The following is a 17,070-nucleotide window of genomic DNA, read 5'->3' as shown; positions in this document are numbered from 1 at the left end:
GCGGCTGGCTGCGTCAGGCGGCCGGCTCGCCGGATGCCCCGCCGCCCCTGCCCGAGGCCTGCCTGGGCGCGGCCATGGCCGAGGCCCGCCGCCTCCTGGCCACCCGGGCCGCCGCCCTGGACGCCGGGCTGGCCGCCGCTGCCGCCGCCGCCGCCGCCAAGGACGCAAAGGACGCAAAGGACGCCGACCATGCCTGAATTGCCGGAAATCGTTGACGTCGTGGTCCCGGTCTACAAGGGACTGGCCGAAACACGCGCCTGCCTGCAGGCGATCCTGGCGGCCACCGGCACCGTGCGGCCGCGTCTCGTGGTCGTCTCCGACCACGGCCCGGACCAGACCCTGGCCGCCTGGCTGCGCGCCATGGCCGCAGCCGGCCGGATCACGCTCCTTGAAAACGCGTCCAACCTCGGGTTTCCGGCCACAGCCAACCGGGGCATGGCCCAGGGCCCGGACCGGGACGTGGTGCTCGTCAACAGCGACGCCCTGGTCTTTGACGGCTGGCTCGACCGGCTGGCCGCCGCTGCCCATGCCGCCCCGGACATCGGCACGGCCACGCCCTTTTCCAACAACGCCACCATCTGCTCCTATCCGGCGTTTAATGCCGACAATCCCCTGCCCGGCGACATCGCCCCGGCCGCCCTCGACCGGCTCTTTGCCGCAGCCAATGCCGGGCGCAGCATCGATATGCCCACAGCCGTGGGATTTTGCATGTACATCCGCCGCGACTGCCTGACTGACACCGGCGATTTCGACGCGGCCGCCTTCGGCCGGGGCTACGGCGAGGAAAACGATTTCTGCCGCCGCTCGGCCCACCGTGGCTGGCGGCATGTGCTTGCCGCCGACGTCTTCGTGGTCCATGCCGGCGGCGTGTCCTTCGGCGCGTCCAAGGAGGCCGCCCTGGCCCGCAATCTGGACCTCTTGGCCACACGCCATCCCGGCTACCTGCCGCTGGTGCACGACTTTATCCGCCGCGACCCGGCCCTGCCCCTGCGCCGGGCCGTGGACATGGCCCGACTCACCCGCCATGGCCGGGGACCGTTGCTGCTGCGCCTTTGCCACGGCAAGGACGGCGGCACGGCCCGGCGGCTGGCCGACGAGGCCGCCGAATTGGCCGCAGCCGGCTATGCCACGGCCCTGCTCGCCCCGGCCGCTCCTGACGCGCCGGACAACCGGGTGCGGCTGACCCTCGACGGCGCGCCCGGCACGCCCAATCTCGTCTATGCCCTGCCGCAGGAGCTGCCGGCGCTTCGTGCCGACCTCAAAGCCCTGGGCACAGCCGGGTGCATCTGCCACCATTTCCTCGATCTGCCGGATGAAATCCTGGACCTGCCGGCCGCCCTGGGCCTGCCCTACGAGGTCCGCGTCCACGACTACGCCTGGTTTTGCCCGCGCATCACCCTTTTAGACGACACCGGCCTGCCCTGCCCGGAGCCGGACCCGGCCGCCTGCCAGCGCTGCATCGACGTCGGCGTCCCCCTGGAAACGGCAGCCCGGCCGGTAGCCGAGCTCCTGGCCCGCTCAACGCGCCTGCTTGGTGCGGCCGGCCGGGTCATGGCCCCGTCGTGGGACGCAGCCGGCCGCATGGCCCGGCATTTCCCGACCGCCCGGATCGAAGCCGCCCCCCACCCGGAACCGGCCTTTGCCCCGCCGCCTGTCCCCTCCCTCTTCCCCTGGAACGGGACAACGCCGGTGCGTCTGGCCCTCATTGGGGCCATCGGCCGCCACAAGGGCTACGACGTGCTCCTGGCCATGGCCCGGGACGCGGCCCGGCGGGAGCTGCCGCTCTCCTTTGCCGTGGCCGGCTTTACCCTGGATGATTACGCGCTTTTTGCCACGGGCCGGGTGTTTGTTACCGGGCGCTACGACGAGGGCGAGGCGACATCGGTGGTGCGGGAGCTTGGCTGCCAGGCAGCCCTTTGCCTGTCGGTGTGGCCGGAGACGTGGTGCTATACCCTGACCGAGGCCTGGCGGGCCGGCCTTTGGACCATCGGCTTTGACCTCGGGGCCGTTGCCGAGCGCATTGCCGCCACCGGCTATGGCTGGCGCGTGCCCCTGACCCTGGACGGCCGGGCCGTCAACAACCGGCTGCTGGCCCTTTTCGCCAATCCCCCGGCTCCGGGCTCCGTGCTGGCCTGAGCTGCCGGGCCGGCTGCAGGACGGCGTCTTTCTTGACGCGCCAGCCGGTTGCAAAAAAATCCGTTCCGGGTATGTTCGGCTGCAATAGGCCTTCCCAGGTTCGTCACGCAGCAAACCGCTTACGCAGCGAGGCCCCATGCCGCCGACACCCGAGTTCACGCCGCTGATCGCCCCGTTTTCCCCCTGGGAGCCCGGCGCACTGCCCCTGGTCGTCTTTGGCGGCATTGTCCTGGCGGTCCTGGCGGTCATTCTCTTTCTCTCGGGCTTTCTGGTCCGTCGCCGGGCCACGCCGGTCAAGCAGCAACCCTACGAGTGCGGCATCCGGCCCACCGGCTCGGCCCGGTTCCGCTATCCGGTCCCCTTTTTCCTCATGGCCGTCCTGTTTCTGCTCTTCGATGTGGAAGCCGCCTACATCATCGCCTACGCCGTGGCCTGGCCACAGCTCGGTGTGGCCGGTTATGGGCGCATGGCCGTTTTCATCGTCGTCCTTGGCCTCGGGCTGGCCTACGCCTGGCGCAAGGGCGGCCTGGACTGGGACGAGGAGGAAGGCCTGTGAGCGGCTTTGACGAGCGCCTTTTCAACCCCACTGACGCCGTCATCAACTGGGCGCGCAAAAACAGCCTGTGGCCCTTTTTCTTCGGCCTGTCCTGCTGCTTTGTCGAAGAAGCCACGGCCTGGGGACCGCGTTACGACATCGCCCGGTTCGGCTCGGAAGTCTTCCGGGGTTCGCCCAGGCAGGCCGACGTGCTCATCGTCTCGGGCACGATGTTTAAAAAAATCGCCCCGGTGGCCCTTCGCCTCTATGAGCAGATGAGCGATCCCAAATGGGTCATCTCCATGGGCTCGTGCAGCAATTCCGGGGGCATGTACGATGTCTATTCCGTGGTCCAGGGGTCGGACCAGATCCTTCCCGTCGACGTCTACATTCCGGGTTGCCCGCCAAGGCCCGAGGCGGTCTTTGAGGGGCTTATGCTCCTGCAAAAAAATGATCGCGGCCGGCGAGAAACCCACCCGGCCGGTGCTCCATCTGCCCGGCGGCAGCCAGGGCGGGCGGGAGGATTTCCTGGTCGACGGTGTCAGCAAGTGCCGCGACACCCGCGGCCCCGGCTACGCCGGCATCCCCATCCGGGGCACGGCCGCCACCGAACCCCGGTTTGACGGCTCACGAGCCGAAGTCATGTGGACCCCGCCGGCCCCGGGCCTGACCCTCACCCCGGCCCAGGAAGCCCTGGCCGCCGATCTGGCCGGCCGCTTCGGCGACGACGTGCGACTGGCCGACGCTACCCCGGTCCCGGGCGACATGCCGACCTATGTCGTGGCCCCGGCCCGCATCCCCGAAGTGCTGGCCTATCTCAAAGGGCAGGCCCCCACCCGCTTCGAACGGCTGGAAGACCTGACCGCCATTGATGAAACGGCCCGGCACACGCCGCCAGGCCACGAGGCCACGGCGGTCTACACCCTGACCTCGCTGACCGCCGCCACTATGGTGCGCCTGACCTGCCGCCTCCCCAGCCGTGATGCCGGAGTGCCGACGGCCACGGGCGTTTGGCCCTCGGCCAACTGGTATGAGCGCGAAGCGGCCGAGATGTTCGGCCTGCGCTTTGACGGCCATCCCGACCCGAGACGGCTTTTAACCCACCGCGACTGGATCGGCCATCCGCTGCGCAAGGACTACGAGGGCCGGGCCACCAACATGCCGGCCTTCACCCGGGCCGACTGTGATCGGCTGGAGCCGGTGGACGCGGCCGAGATCCTCGGCCAGCGCGCGGCCGAGGGCGATTACCTGCTCAATTTCGGCCCCCACCACTACGCCACCCACGGCATCATCCGTTTCGTCATGGCCCTTCGCGGCGAACGCATCAAGGCTCTCGGCATCGACATCGGCTACCACCACCGGGGCGTGGAGAAAATCGGCGAACGCCAGACCTGGCACCAGTTCATTCCCTACACCGACCGGGTGGACTACCTGTCCGGCATTGCCAACAATCTGTCCTACGTGACCGCCGTGGAGAACCTCGCCGGCATCACGGTCCCGCCCCGGGCGGCCTACGCGCGGGTCATGCTCTCGGAACTGTTCCGCCTGTCCAACCATCTCATGTATTTCGGCACGTTCCTTCAGGATCTGGGCATGATGAGCCCGATTTTTTACGCCCTGCGGGAACGCGAGATGGTGCTCGACATTATCGAGACCATTACCGGGGGGCGGCTGCATCCCTCGTGGCTTCGCCTGGGCGGCATGGCCGCCGATCTGCCCGAGGGCTGGAAGGAGCAGGTCGGGGCCTTCATCAAAATCTTCCCCAAACGCCTTCAGGAATACCACGCCGGAGTGACCAAAAATCCCATCGTGCGGGCCAGGACCCGGGGCGTTGGCGGCATTTCCGCGGCCAAGGCCATCGACTGGGGCATAACCGGCCCCAACCTGCGCGCCGCCGGCGTGGCCTGGGACCGGCGCAAAGCCATGCCCTACGGGGCCTACGCCGACTTCGAGTTCGACGTGCCGACCCGGGAGAATGGCGACTGCTATGATCGCTATCTCGTGCGCATGGACGAGATGCGGGAAAGCCTTCGCATCATCGAACAGGCCGCGGCGAAGATGCCCGGCGGCCGCTATCTGGCCGCCGACTCACGCTACTGCCTGCCGCAAAAGGCCGAGTCGCTCGGCGACATCGAAAGCCTCATCCACCATTTCGTGAATGTGACGCGCGGCCCGCGCCTGCCGGCCGGCATGGCCTATGCCGCCACCGAGGCCCCGCGCGGCGAACAGGGTTACTGCGTCGTCTCCGACGGCGACTGCCACGCCTACCGGATGCGCATCCGCACTCCGGGCTTTGCCAATGTCCAGGCCCTGCCGCTTCTTATAGAAGGCCTGTCCATTGCCGACGCCGTGGCCGTGCTGGCCTCCTACGACTATATTTTGCCGGATATTGACCGTTAAATTTCAGGTTACAACCAGCGAGGCACCAAATGAGAAAATTTCTTGCAATAGTTGGAGGTCTATTTTTAGCTCTTCTGCTCGTCGCTGCAATTTTTTTTGGATATGCCGCATACAATGGAAGCAAACTCGACGCATCCAGCAAAATTTATATTGAAGAAAACATTCCAATCATTCTCTCAACATGGTCAAAAGACGAATTGCTGCAACGATCATCACCCAAATTGCTGGAGGCAATCAACAAAGATCCAAAAATTATCGACTTAGTATTTAAAAAAGCGGCATCACTTGGCACATTTCAAAAAATACATGACATCAATGGCGACTCAAACATCTCAATCACAACAAATAATGGCCGCGTCATAACCGCTCGCTATATAATTCCAGCAAAATTCGACAACGGAGACGCAACCATCACTGTCCAGATGATCCAGTCATCCGGACAATGGCAGCTCTTAGGTTTTCATGTCAATTTTCCAACAGCATTACAATAATTTCAGTTAATGCAACAACACTTCACTGAGAAACACATGCTGCCTGAAGCCTTGGAAAAAGAACTGCACCGCATCATTGCCGCAGTGCCCCGCCCCCGCGAGGCGGCCGTGGACGTCATGTACGCCCTGCAGCACCACTACGGCTACCTGTGCGACGAGGCCATGCACTACGCCGCCCGGGTGCTTGGCATGACGACACTCGAACTCGAATCCCTGGCCACCTTTTATGACTACCTCTACCGCCAGCCGGTGGGGCGCTACGTCATCCACGTCTGCGACTCGGTGGTGTGCTGGATGTTCCACCAGGATTCCATCTTCGACTACCTCTGCCGCACCCTGGGCGTCCCGCCCGGCGGCACCTCCGAGGACGGCCTTTTCACCGTGCTGCCGGCGGCCTGCATCGGCAACTGCCACAACGCCCCCACCATGCTCATTAACGGCCGCTTCTACGACAGGCTGACCCCCGAGCGCATCGAGGCCGTGCTGGCCGAGTTGCGCCAAGGAATCGAGGAGCCGGTGCGATGCAAATAGACATCCCGCAGGTGCTTTTTAAAAACCGCCACCTCGGCCGCCCGGCCAGCATTGACGAGTACCGGGCCGGCGGCGGCTATGAGGCGCTTGCCGCCACCATTGGCAGGCGCACCCCGGCCGAGGTCCTGCAACTCGTGCTCGACGCCGACCTGCGCGGCCGGGGCGGGGCCGGATTTCCGGCCGGACGCAAATGGCAGGGCGTCCCGGTCGACCACGTCGGCCCACGCTATGTGGTCATCAATACTGACGAAATGGAGCCGGGCACATTCAAGGACCGCATCCTGGTCAACGTGGACCCGCATCTGGTCATCGAAGGCATCGTGCTGTGCGCCTATTCCATAGGGGCCAGCGAGGGCGTGTTTTTCATCCGCCCCTCCTACGAGGGCGACGCCCTGCTCATCGAGCAGGAATGCCGGGTGGCCCGGGAAAACGGCTACCTCGGCCAAAACATCCTGGGCACGGACTTCTCCTTTGACGTCCATGTCCACAGAAGCGCCGGCCGCTACATCTGCGGCGAGGCCTCGGCCCAGATCAAGGCCATCTCGGGCCTGCGGCCCAATCCCCGCAAAGGCGGTCCGCGCACGGCGGTCAAGGGCTTGTGGGACTGCCCGACCATTGTGAACAACCTGGAAACCCTGGCCAATCTGCCGGGCATTGTGCGAAACGGCCCCCAGTGGTTCAAATCCCTGGCCCGCTCGGCCACAGGCTCGGGCACCAAGCTCTACAGCGTCTCCGGGCAGGTGGCCCGGCCCGGCTGCTACGAGCTGCCCATCGGCGTCACCATCCGGGACATCATTTTCGAGCACGCCGGCGGCATGGCCCCGGGCAAGACGTTTAAGACCGTCATCCCGGGCGGCGCATCCACGCCCTATCTGCCCGAGTCGCTGCTCGACCTGGAAATGGATTTCGACCCCATGCGCGCCGCCGGCCAGCGTTTCGGCACGGCCTCGCTCATGGTCTTTGACCAGGACACCTGTCTGGTCGGGGCCACCCTGTCGCTCATTGAATTTTTCGCCCGGGAATCCTGCGGCTGGTGTACGCCCTGCCGCGAGGGCATTCCCTACATCCGGGAGCTGTTGCGCCGCATCGAGGGCGGCGAGGGGACCGAGGAGCATATCCAGATGATTGCGGACATGCTGCCGGTGCTCGATGTCGCCTACTGCGCCTTTGCTCCGGGCGCGGCCGAGCCGGTGCGCGGCCTTTTGACCCACTTCATGGACGAGGTGCGCGCCCACATCACCGAAAAACGCTGTCCGTTCGGCAACCCGCCGCCAAGCCTTCGCGGCAAGGCCTGCGGCACCCGCCCCATCCAGTTTGGCCCGACGCCCTGCCCGGAGGACCAATGCCCGATCTGATCATCGACGGCCGCGCCATTTCCGTCCCCAAAGGGACCATGGTCATCGAGGCGGCCGAACGCCTGGGCATCATGATCCCGCGCTTTTGCTGGCACAAGGCTCTGGGCGCGGCCGGAGCCTGCCGTATGTGCGCCGTCAAATTCGTGGCCGGCCCGGTCAAGGGCCTGGAAATGAGCTGCATGACCCTGGCTGCCGACGGCATGGTGGTGGAGACGTTTCACCCCGAGGCCGTGGCCTTTCGCCGCAGCATCATCGAACTGCTCATGGTCAACCATCCCCATGACTGTCCGGTGTGCGACGAGGGCGGGCACTGCCTGCTCCAAGACGAAACCATCTCCGGCAACCATGTCCAACGGCGCTTCCCCGGCCGCAAGCGCACCTATCTCGACCAGGACCTGGGGCCTTTTGTGCAGCACGAGATGAACCGCTGCATCCACTGCTACCGCTGCGCCCGGTTCTATCAGGACTACTGCGGCTACCGCGATTTCGGCCCGATGCAAAACGCCAACCGGGTCTATTTCGGCCGCTTCGAGGATGGGCCGCTGGAAAATCCCTTTGCCGGCAACCTGGCCGACCTGTGCCCCACCGGCACGCTGACCGACAAGCCGGCCCGCTACACCTCGCGGCGCTGGGATTGTGAGCGCGCCCCGTCGGTGTGCCTGCATTGTTCCCTTGGCTGCAACGTCACGGTCCTGTCGCGCTACCGCCGGGTGGCCCGCATCGAGGCCCGGGACAACGAGGCGGTCAACGGCTCGTTTATCTGCGACCGGGGCCGCTTTTCCGCCGGCTACGAAGCCATTCCCGAACGGCCGCGCGCAGGGCTGGCGGACGGCCGGCCCGTTCCGGTGACCGAGGCCGTGGCTGCGGCGGTATCACGGCTTGCCGCCCTGGCCGAGAGCCACGGGCCAGGGAGCATTGCCGTCGTTGGCGGGCTGCGCTCCAGCCTGGAAACCCAGGCCGCCCTGGTCGCTCTGGCCGGCGCGGCCGGCTGGCGTGCACCGGCCTTTTTCGGTTCGCGCCAGGAGCAAGCCGCAACCAAGGCAGCCCTGGCCGCCCTGACCCCGGCCCGGGCCCGCTCCCTGGCCGAACTGGGGCAGGCCGACGCCGTGCTGGTCCTTGGCGTCTCGCCGCTTTATGACGCGCCCATGCTGGCCCTGGCCCTGCGCCAGGCCAGCCGGGCCGGGGCGAAAATCATCGTAGCCGACCCCAGGCCCGTGGCCCTGCCCCTGCCCTTTAGCCATCTGCCGGTGGCCCCGCGCCAGTTGCCGGCCGTCCTGGCCGTGGCCACGGGCCAGCCGGACCAGGCGGCTGCCGAGGCCCAAAAGCGCCTGCCCTTTTCCCCCGAACTGTGGCCAGTCCTCGAAGACGCGGCCAGGGCCCTGGCTGCGGCCAGGCGTCCGGCCCTGGTCTTTGCTCCGGGGCTGGCCGCCTCATTGCCGGATGACGACCGCCTGGGACTTTTTCCGGTGCTTCCTGCCGCCGGCAGCGCCGGTGCGGCCCTGCTTGCCCCGGACGATGCGCCCGGCCTGGATGAATTGGCCGCAGGCGTAGCCGCCGGCCGGATCAGGGGACTGCTCGTCGCCGAGGCCGATCTTTTTACCGCCGCCCCGGAACTGGCCGCGCTCCTTGGCAGCCTCGACGCCCTGGTCGTGCTCGACCACCTGCCGACCCCGACCGTGGCTGCGGCCAAGGTGTTTTTGCCGACCGCCACCATCTTTGAAGCCGGCGGCACCCTGGCCGCCAGCGACGGTCGGCTCCAGACAGCCGCCCCGGTCCAGCCGCCGGGCGACCCGGTGGTCCGGGACGGCCGGGGCAGCCATCCGCCCCGAGCCTACGACCGGGAGCTCCCCGGCACCGATCCGGCCCCGGCCGCCTTCTGGCTGGGGGAAATCAGCCAGGGCCTGGGCCAAAAAGCGCCCCGGTCCCCTCTGGCCGCCGTGATGGCCGGCCTCCCGGCCCTGGCCGGCATCGATTGTTCCCGGCTGCCGGACGCCGGCCTGCGTCCGGCCTTTGCCGGACCCCGGCCGGACACCGCGCCGCCAGCCCCCTTGGTCGCCGAGGCCGGGCTGGCCGTGGTCTACGACGAGGCCCTCTTTGCCACGGATGACCCCGGCCGCTACGCGCCCCTGGCTTTGGCCCAAACCGCAGCCTCGCCGGTCATCCTGCTCCATGCCGACGACGCGGCCAGCCTGGGGCTGGCCGACGCCATGGCCGTTGCCGTGGGCTGCGGCGACCGGTTCGTGCCGGCGGTGGTGCGCCTGTCGCGGGCCATGGCCCGAGGCGTGCTGGTCGTCCCCCGCTTGCCGGAATTCGCCGGCCTGCCCCCCATCCTTGGCCCCTGCGGCCTGCGTCGGAGATAGGCCATGGACATGTGGCTTGGCGTCCTTGTCATGCTGGTCAAGATGGCCGTGGTCCTCGGCGTTGCCCTGGGGCTGGCCGCCTACATGATCCTCCTGGAACGAAAGCTCTTAGGCCGCTTCCAGGTCCGCTACGGCCCCAACCGGGTCGGGCTTTTCGGCCTGCTCCAGCCCCTGGCCGACGGCCTCAAGATGCTCTTAAAGGAAGACATCATCCCTGACGGCGTGGACCGGCGCATTTTTCTCGTGGCCCCGGCGGTGGTGGCCGGCACGGCGCTCGCCGCCTTTGCCGTGGTGCCCTTTGGCGAGGGCCTGACCTTTTTCGGCCACACCGTGCCCCAGGTCATTGTGGACAGCAACGTGGGCCTGCTCATGGTGCTGGCCCTGTCGTCCCTGGCCGTCTACGGGTTGGCCCTGGGGGCCTGGACATCGGATAACAAGTACAGCCTTCTTGGCGGCATTCGCGGCGCGGCCCAGATGATCAGCTACGAGCTGGCCCTTGGCCTGTCGCTCGTGCCCGTGGTCATGCACGCCCGGTCGCTGTCGCTGTCCGACATCGTGGCCGCCCAGTCCGGGCTGCCCTTTGCCCTGATGGAACCCGTGGCCTTCGCCACCTTCATCATCGCCTCCCTGGCCGAGACCAAGCGCATTCCCTTTGACCTGCCCGAAGCCGAAAACGAGCTGCAGGCCGGGTTTCACACCGAATATTCCGGGATGCGCTTTGCCCTGTTCTTCGTTGGCGAATACGTCAACATGGTGCTCCTTGGGGCGGTGACGGCGATCTTTTTCCTGGGCGGCTGGCACGGGCCGTTTTTCCCGCCCATCGTCTGGCTGGCAGTCAAAGTCCTGGCCGTGCCGGTCTTTCTCATCTGGACCCGGGCTTCGCTGCCCCGCCTGCGCTACGATCAGCTCATGGCCCTGGGCTGGAAGGTGCTCGTGCCCCTGGCTCTCCTCAATATTCTCGTCACCGGCGCGCTGCTGGTCCTAAACGCCTAAGGAAACGGCCATGGCAGACAAGAAACCAAGCCTTGTGGGCGAAATCGTGGAGGGCGCAACCGGCCTCATCGGGTCCTACGCCGCCACCCTGACCCATCTTTTCCGAAAACCGGTGACCGAACAGTACCCGGAATACAAGCGGCCCATGCCCGAGCGCACCCGCGGCCGCATCATCCTCACCCGCTCCCCCGACGGAAAGGAACGCTGCGTGGCCTGCTACCTGTGCTCCGGGGCCTGCCCGGTCAACTGCATCTCCATGCAGTCCGAAGAAGGCCCGGACGGCCGGCGGCAGGCGGCCTGGTTTCGCATCAACTTCGCCCGCTGCATCTACTGCGGCCTGTGCGAAGAGGCCTGCCCGACGCTGGCCCTCCAGCTCACGGCCGAATTCGCCTTTTGCAAGGACGACATCGCCGATTTCGTCTATGAAAAGGAACAGCTCCTGGTCGACCACGGCGGCCGGCATCCGGACTATGATTTCTACGCCCATGCCGGGGTGGCCGCCGGCGGCCCCAAAGGCAGCCATATCGGCGAGGACGACCCTGTGGACGTCAAAAGCATCTTGCCCTAGGACGCGACAATGACCGCACTTGGCGCACTTTTTTACCTGCTGGCCGCCGTGCTTCTCGGCGCGGCCATCCTGACCGCCACCCGGCGAAACCCGGTGCATGCCGTGTGCTGCGCCGTGGTGGTCTTCCTGGCTGTGGGCGGGCTTTTCGCCGTGCTTGGCGCGCCACTGCCCGGTGTGCTCATGGTGGTGGTCTATGCCGGAGCCATCATGGTGCTTTTTCTTTTTATCATCATGCTGCTCGGCTTGCCGGCCGGCGACGGGCCGCTGCCGGCCGGACGGCTCCTTGTCCCCGGCATCCTGGGTGCAGCCACGCTTTTGGCCCTGTTTGTCCTCATTGGCGCCGACCCGGCCGCCCAGACCCTGCTGCCGGCCGCCCAGGCCTCGCCGGCCGCCGTGGGAACCCTGCTCTTTGACACCTACTGGCTGGCGGTCGAAGCCGTCTCCATCCTGCTCTTTGCCGCCCTGGCCGCGGCCCTGCTCCTGGGACGCGGCCGGCCCGGCCCCGGACAACCGGCAACCGGAGGTCGGGGCGCATGAACATCCCCCTGTCCCATGTCCTGGCCGTGGCCGCAGCGCTCTTTGTCATCGGCGGGGCCATGGCCGCTGCCCGGCGCTCCATTCTCATGATCCTCATCGGCGTGGAATTCATGCTCACCGCCGGCAGTCTGGCCTTTGTCGGCGCAGCCCTGGCCTGGGGCAATGTCAGCGGCCAGGCCGCGGTCATCATCGTCATGGGTCTGGCTTCGGCCGAGGCCGCCCTGGGGCTGGCCCTTTTGGTCCACGGCCGACGCAGCGGCGGCACGGTTGACGCCGACAGCTATGCCCGGCTGGGAGGCGACGCATGACCACGCTCCTCGCCCTGATGCTCCTTTTCCCCCTGGCCGGAGCCATCGTCCAGGCCGCCCTTTCCCGCAGCCTGTCCCGGCCGGCCTCGGGGGCTGTGGCCGCCCTGGCCATTGCCGGCTCGCTGGCCGCTGCCGTGGCCGCCGTCTGGAACCTGGGCGTCGCCCCGCACCAGCTGAGTTTTGGCCAGTGGATGGCCTTTGACGGCTTTTCCGCCCAGTTCTCCATCCTCTACAACCGGCTGGCCGGGCTTATGGCCGTGACGGTCACCTTCGTGGCCCTGCTCATCCACCTCTATTCCGCCGTGTACATGCGCGAGGACAAGTCTTTCGCCCGCTATTTCTGCTACTTGAACCTGTTCGTCTTTTTCATGCTGGTTATCGCCCTGGCCGACGATCTGGTCTTCCTCTTCATGGGCTGGGAGGGAGTCGGGTTCTGCTCCTTTGCGCTGATTGGCTTCTGGCACGAGGAGTTGCCCAACGTGGATGCCGGGCGAAAGGCCTTTCTCATGACCCGGGTGGGCGATCTCGGCTATGTGGCCGCCCTGGCCCTGGTCATTGCCGCCTCGGGCAGCGCCTCGCTCTCCGGCCTGACCGCCGGCATCGACACCATGCCAACGGCCACGGCCACCCTCATCGGCTTTCTCTTTCTCTTTGCCGCCTGCGGCAAATCCGCCCAACTGCCGTTGTCCTCCTGGCTGCCCGACGCCATGGCCGGCCCGACCCCGGTCTCGGCCCTTATCCACGCCGCCACCATGGTCACCGCCGGCGTGTACCTGCTCATGCGCCTGGAGCCGCTTCTCTCCATCGCCCCGGACGTCGGGGCTGCGGCCGCCGTCATCGGCGCGGCCACCGCCCTTTACGGCGCGGCCTGCGCCATGGGCCAGCGCGACGTCAAACGCATCCTGGCCTATTCGACCATAAGCCAGGTGGGCTACATGTTCCTGGCCGCCGGCTGCGGCGACGTGTCCGGGGCCTTTTTCCACTTGCAAGCCCACGCCTTTTTCAAATCCCTGCTCTTCATGGTCGCCGGCATCATGATCCAGGCCTTCCACGAGGAGCACGACATCTTCCGCATGGGCGCGCGGCTGCGCCGGGCCATGCCCGGACTTTTCATCCTCTTTGCCTGCGGGGCCGCCGCCCTGTCCGCCCTGCCGCTGACCTCGGGCTATTTCAGCAAAGGCCGCACCCTGGCCGACGCCGTGGCCCATCCCGGCCCGGCCTATCTGCTGGCCTTCATCCTTGGCATCGTGGCCGCCTTTCTGACAGCCCTGTACGTCTTTCGCCTCTTCTTCGTGGCCTTTTTCGCCGACCCGGCCGACCCGGCCAAACTGGTTTCCGAGCCGGAACTTTCCCGCATGGAGCGCCCCCTGTGGCCCCTGGCCGCCCTGGCCCTGGTCTACGGCTTCGTCAATCCGCCGGAATTTATGGGCCTCAAACCCTGGCTCGACGCCTATCTGGCCGGCACGGTGACCCCTGTGCCGCCTGAGGTGGAACACGCCGAGCTGTTCGTGGAAATCCTGGATGCCGGTCTGGCCCTGGCCGGCCTGGGGCTGGCCTGGCTCCTCTACCGGCCGGCACTTCGCCCGGTGGCCGCCCCGGCCGGGGTGTTCACCACCGGGCTTGGCCTGGACGCGTTTTACCGGACCCGGATTGCCGCTCCCTACCAACGCCTGAGTGTCCACCTCTGGCGCGGCCTGGACGAGGATGTCCTGGACGGCGCCGCCTCGGGGGCCGGGGCAGGGATCGCCGGCCTGTCCCGGTTTGTCGCCCGCTTCGGGTCGGCCCGGCCGTCCACCACCATAACCACCCTTCTTGGCGCGGTCGCAGCCCTGCTCACCTGGCTGGCCCTGCGCCTGACCTAACGCACCGGAGCGATCATGCGGCAATTGCCCTGGCTCACCCTGCTCATCTTCTGGCCCCTGCTGGCGGCCCTGGTCCTGCCGGCCTTGCGGGGCAATCCGGCCGCCTGCCGCCGCTTCGCCCTGCTTGCCGCCCTGGGCGAACTGGCCTTGTCGCTGCTGGCCGTGTGCCTTTTTGCCGGCCCCGTTCCCGATCTGCCCGTGATCGAGGACTGGGAGTGGATACCGACCCTGGGCATCCGCTACAGCCTGTCCATGGATGGCCTGAGCCTCATTTTCGTGGTGCTGACCTCGCTTATCGGCCTGTGCTGCACCCTGGCCTCCCGCCACGACGACGCCAGACGCCCGGCTCTCTATTACGGCCTGATCCTGGCCTCGCTCGCCACGGTCCAGGGCATTTTCCTGGCTTCCGATCTCTTCCTCTTCGCCCTGTTCTGGGAAGCCCAGCTCATCCCGGTCTTTTTCCTCATCGGCATCTTCGGCCACGGCGAGCGGATGCGGGTGGCCTTCAAGTTCTTCCTGTTTTCGGCCACAGGCGGCCTGCTCATGTTCCTGGCCGTGGTCGCCCTGGGCATCCTGGCGGCCAATGGCCCGGACGGCCCGACCTTCGCCCTGGACACCCTGGTCAACCTCGATTTGCCGGTGACGGTGGGCCGCTGGCTCTTTGCCGCCTTTGTCCTGTCGTTTGCCATCAAAATCCCGCTGGTCCCGGTCCACATGTGGCTCCCCGACGCCCACACCGAGGCCCCGACCGCCGGCAGCCTCATCCTGGCCGGCCTGCTCCTTAAAACCGGCGGCTATGCGCTCATCCGCTTCGGCCTGCCGCTTTTCCCCGAAGCCGCCCACTATTTCGCCCCGCTCCTGACCACCCTGGGGATCATCGGCCTCTTTTACGCCTCGGCCGTGGCCCTGGCCCAGGAGGACGTCAAACGCCTGGTTGCCTATTCGAGCATCGGCCACATGGGGCTGGCCGTGGCCGCCATCGTGTCCGGCAGCCGGCTGGCCCTGGGCGGCGCGGTCATTCTCATGGTCAGCCACGCCCTGGCCTCGGGCGGACTCTTCGCCCTGGCCGGCGGCATCGGCGAACGCCTGGGCAGCCGGCGCTTCGATATTCTGGGCGGGCTTTGGAACAAGGCCCCGCGCTTTGGCGCAGCCTTTCTCTTCTGCATCCTGGCCTCGGCCGCCCTGCCCGGGTTGTCGGGCTTTGTCGGCGAGGCCATGATCGTCTTCGGCCTGTTTACGACAAGTTCCTGGGTCGGCGGTCTGGCCGTGGCTGGCATGGCCGTGACCCTGGTCTATCTCCTGCGTCTGGCCCGGGACGTGCTTTTCGGCCCGGCCCGCTCGCCCCTGCCCTTTGCCGACCTGGACACCCGGGAAACGGCGCTTCTGTGCGTCCTGGCCGTCTGTATGCTGCTTCTGGGCCTGTTCCCCGGGCCGGTGCTGGCCCTGGCCGACGGCCCCCTCCGTCTCATTGCCGCCCATGTCTGGCCGGCCGCAACCCCGGGCCTGTGAGCGAGGACACCCCATGACCGCCTTTATTGCCGCCTATTTCCCGCATCTCTCCCTGGCCCTCGGGGGGCTTTGCATCCTGCTGGCCGCCTGTTTTCGCCGCACCCCGGCTGCCCTGTTCCCGGTCCTGGCCGGTCTGGCGGCGCTGCTCCCCGGCTGGTGGGGTTTGTCCGGCCCTGAAGGGGCAAGCGGCATCCTCTGCTTTTACGCCGTCCTCCTTTCGGGCATCACCCTGGCCACGGTGGGGCTGACCGCCCGCTATGCCGACCGGCGGGGCTTTGCCGGCGACGCCCTCTATGGCCTGCTCCTGTGGTCGGCCCTGGGCATGTTGCTCCTGGCCGAGTCCGACGACTGGCTCATGCTGATTGTCGGGCTGGAGCTGGCCTCACTTTGCCTCTACGCCGTGGTGGCCGCCCGCCTGTCCGACCCGCTGGGCACCGAGGCGGCACTCAAGTATTTCCTGCCCGGGGCCATGGCCCTGGCCGTTTTGGTCTTTGGCGCAGCCCTCGTCTATGCCGGCAGCGGCAGCCTGGACATCGCCGAATCCCTGGCCGTGGGCGGTCCCCTGACCGCTGCCGGGCTGGCCCTGGCCCTGATCGGCATCGGCTTCAAGCTGTCCCTGGCCCCGGTCCATCTCTGGACCCCGGACGTCTACCAGGGCGCGCCGGCCCCCATTGCCGCCTTCCTCTCCACCGGCTCCAAGGCGGCCACGGCTGCGGCCCTGCTCCATGTCTGCGCCGAAGCCCCGCCCGAAGCCCGGGAACTCCTCTGGCCGGCCCTGGCCGGAGTGGCCGGCCTGACCATGGCCGTGGGCAACATCGGGGCCATCAGCCAGAAAAGCATCAAGCGTGTCCTGGCCTATTCTTCCATCGCCCAGATGGGCTACATCGCCATGGCAGCCATGGCCGTGGACGAAGGCGGCGGCGAGGCCGCGCTGTTTTATCTGGCCGCCTTTGCCCTGATGGACCTGGGCGCGTTTGGCGCGGTGGGGCTGCTGTCGGGCGAGGTGGGGGATCGGGACGCCATCGAGGCCTACCGGGGCCTGGGCTATGTCCATCCCTGGCGGGCCGGAGCCCTGGCCATAAGCCTGCTGTCGCTGGCCGGACTGCCGCCCACGGCCGGCTTTATCGGGAAGTTTCTGGTCTTTGGCGCGGCCCTTCGGGCCGGCTACGTGGGACTGGCCGCCTTTGGCATCATCACGGCGGTGATCGGCATATTCTATGCGCTGCGCATCGTGGCGGCGCTCTACATGCAAGCCGAGGTCGCGGCCCATCCGGTCATCCCGGCCCCGGCCGGGCCGGCCGGCAGCGCAGCCCTGTGGGCCATGGCCGCCGGCCTGCTGCTCCTTGGCCTGTTCCCGGGCGCGCTCCTCGGCCCCCTGGCCCGCCTGTTCGGTGGGGTGTAACGAGGAAGAGGAAGAGGAAGATGCCTCCGGCGGCCGGGGGGCCTGAGGCCCCCCGGACCCCCCCAACGGGGGTAAAAGGGGGG

Annotated in this window: 16 protein-coding genes; all 16 read left to right on the top strand. The window is 67.3% G+C overall.

Annotated features, from left to right (window positions below):
* Nucleotides 1-197: hypothetical protein (locus DVDV_RS22835; RefSeq protein ID WP_175577125.1), on the top strand; the 197-nt coding region annotated here is incomplete at its 5' end.
* Nucleotides 190-2,136: a glycosyltransferase gene (locus DVDV_RS18060; protein WP_075356008.1), complete on the top strand. Its 1,947-nt coding sequence runs from the start codon at nucleotides 190-192 to the stop codon at nucleotides 2,134-2,136. The genes DVDV_RS22835 and DVDV_RS18060, both read left to right, overlap by 8 nt.
* Nucleotides 2,137-2,272: 136 nt before the next feature.
* Nucleotides 2,273-2,692 (top strand): NADH-quinone oxidoreductase subunit A, encoded by a 420-nt coding sequence (locus tag DVDV_RS18055; protein WP_075356007.1) that lies wholly within the window; start codon nucleotides 2,273-2,275, stop codon nucleotides 2,690-2,692.
* On the top strand, nucleotides 2,689-3,294 hold the full coding sequence (nuoB, locus tag DVDV_RS23960) for an NADH-quinone oxidoreductase subunit NuoB (protein ID WP_175577124.1): 606 nt from the start codon (nucleotides 2,689-2,691) through the stop codon (nucleotides 3,292-3,294). The genes DVDV_RS18055 and nuoB overlap by 4 nt, the downstream gene beginning before the upstream one ends.
* Before the next feature lie 19 nt (nucleotides 3,295-3,313).
* Entirely contained in the window at nucleotides 3,314-5,071 is a 1,758-nt protein-coding gene (nuoD, locus tag DVDV_RS23560; protein WP_368482925.1) for an NADH dehydrogenase (quinone) subunit D, read from the top strand.
* Between the two features lie 29 nt (nucleotides 5,072-5,100).
* Nucleotides 5,101-5,562: a hypothetical protein gene (locus tag DVDV_RS18045; RefSeq protein WP_075356006.1), complete on the top strand. Its 462-nt coding sequence runs from the start codon at nucleotides 5,101-5,103 to the stop codon at nucleotides 5,560-5,562.
* Between the two features lie 36 nt (nucleotides 5,563-5,598).
* Nucleotides 5,599-6,093 (top strand): NADH-quinone oxidoreductase subunit NuoE, encoded by a 495-nt coding sequence (gene nuoE / locus DVDV_RS18040; RefSeq protein ID WP_075356005.1) that lies wholly within the window; start codon nucleotides 5,599-5,601, stop codon nucleotides 6,091-6,093.
* Nucleotides 6,084-7,448, top strand: a complete 1,365-nt coding sequence (locus DVDV_RS18035; protein ID WP_075356004.1) for an NADH-quinone oxidoreductase subunit F — start codon at nucleotides 6,084-6,086, stop codon at nucleotides 7,446-7,448. Before nuoE ends, DVDV_RS18035 begins: the two co-directional genes overlap by 10 nt.
* Nucleotides 7,436-9,808, top strand: a complete 2,373-nt coding sequence (locus DVDV_RS18030) for a 2Fe-2S iron-sulfur cluster-binding protein (protein WP_075356003.1) — start codon at nucleotides 7,436-7,438, stop codon at nucleotides 9,806-9,808. Before DVDV_RS18035 ends, DVDV_RS18030 begins: the two co-directional genes overlap by 13 nt.
* Before the next feature lie 3 nt (nucleotides 9,809-9,811).
* Entirely contained in the window at nucleotides 9,812-10,801 is a 990-nt protein-coding gene (gene nuoH, locus DVDV_RS18025) for an NADH-quinone oxidoreductase subunit NuoH (protein ID WP_075356002.1), read from the top strand.
* Nucleotides 10,802-10,811: 10 nt separating this feature from the next.
* The gene (nuoI, locus tag DVDV_RS18020) at nucleotides 10,812-11,369 is read left to right on the top strand and encodes an NADH-quinone oxidoreductase subunit NuoI (protein WP_075356001.1); all 558 of its coding nucleotides are present in this window, start codon (nucleotides 10,812-10,814) and stop codon (nucleotides 11,367-11,369) included.
* A gap of 9 nt (nucleotides 11,370-11,378) precedes the next feature.
* Nucleotides 11,379-11,906, top strand: coding sequence for an NADH-quinone oxidoreductase subunit J (locus tag DVDV_RS18015; protein WP_075356000.1), 528 nt, complete (start codon nucleotides 11,379-11,381; stop codon nucleotides 11,904-11,906).
* Nucleotides 11,903-12,214 carry an NADH-quinone oxidoreductase subunit NuoK gene (nuoK, locus tag DVDV_RS18010; RefSeq protein WP_075355999.1) on the top strand — a complete coding sequence of 104 codons (312 nt, stop codon included), beginning with the start codon at nucleotides 11,903-11,905 and terminating at the stop codon, nucleotides 12,212-12,214. Before DVDV_RS18015 ends, nuoK begins: the two co-directional genes overlap by 4 nt.
* Nucleotides 12,211-14,076, top strand: a complete 1,866-nt coding sequence (locus DVDV_RS18005) for an NADH-quinone oxidoreductase subunit L (RefSeq protein WP_075355998.1) — start codon at nucleotides 12,211-12,213, stop codon at nucleotides 14,074-14,076. Before nuoK ends, DVDV_RS18005 begins: the two co-directional genes overlap by 4 nt.
* 15 nt (nucleotides 14,077-14,091) lie before the next feature.
* Nucleotides 14,092-15,585, top strand: a complete 1,494-nt coding sequence (locus DVDV_RS18000; protein WP_075355997.1) for a NuoM family protein — start codon at nucleotides 14,092-14,094, stop codon at nucleotides 15,583-15,585.
* 13 nt (nucleotides 15,586-15,598) lie between these two features.
* A complete protein-coding gene (locus DVDV_RS17995) occupies nucleotides 15,599-16,987 on the top strand; it encodes an NADH-quinone oxidoreductase subunit N (protein WP_075355996.1) in 1,389 nt (462 codons plus the stop codon).
* Nucleotides 16,988-17,070 lie beyond the last annotated feature (83 nt).

It is taken from the genome of Desulfovibrio sp. DV (assembly GCF_001936595.1).
Lineage (GTDB): Bacteria > Desulfobacterota > Desulfovibrionia > Desulfovibrionales > Desulfovibrionaceae > Solidesulfovibrio.
This window is presented reverse-complemented; position numbering and strand designations above follow the sequence as displayed.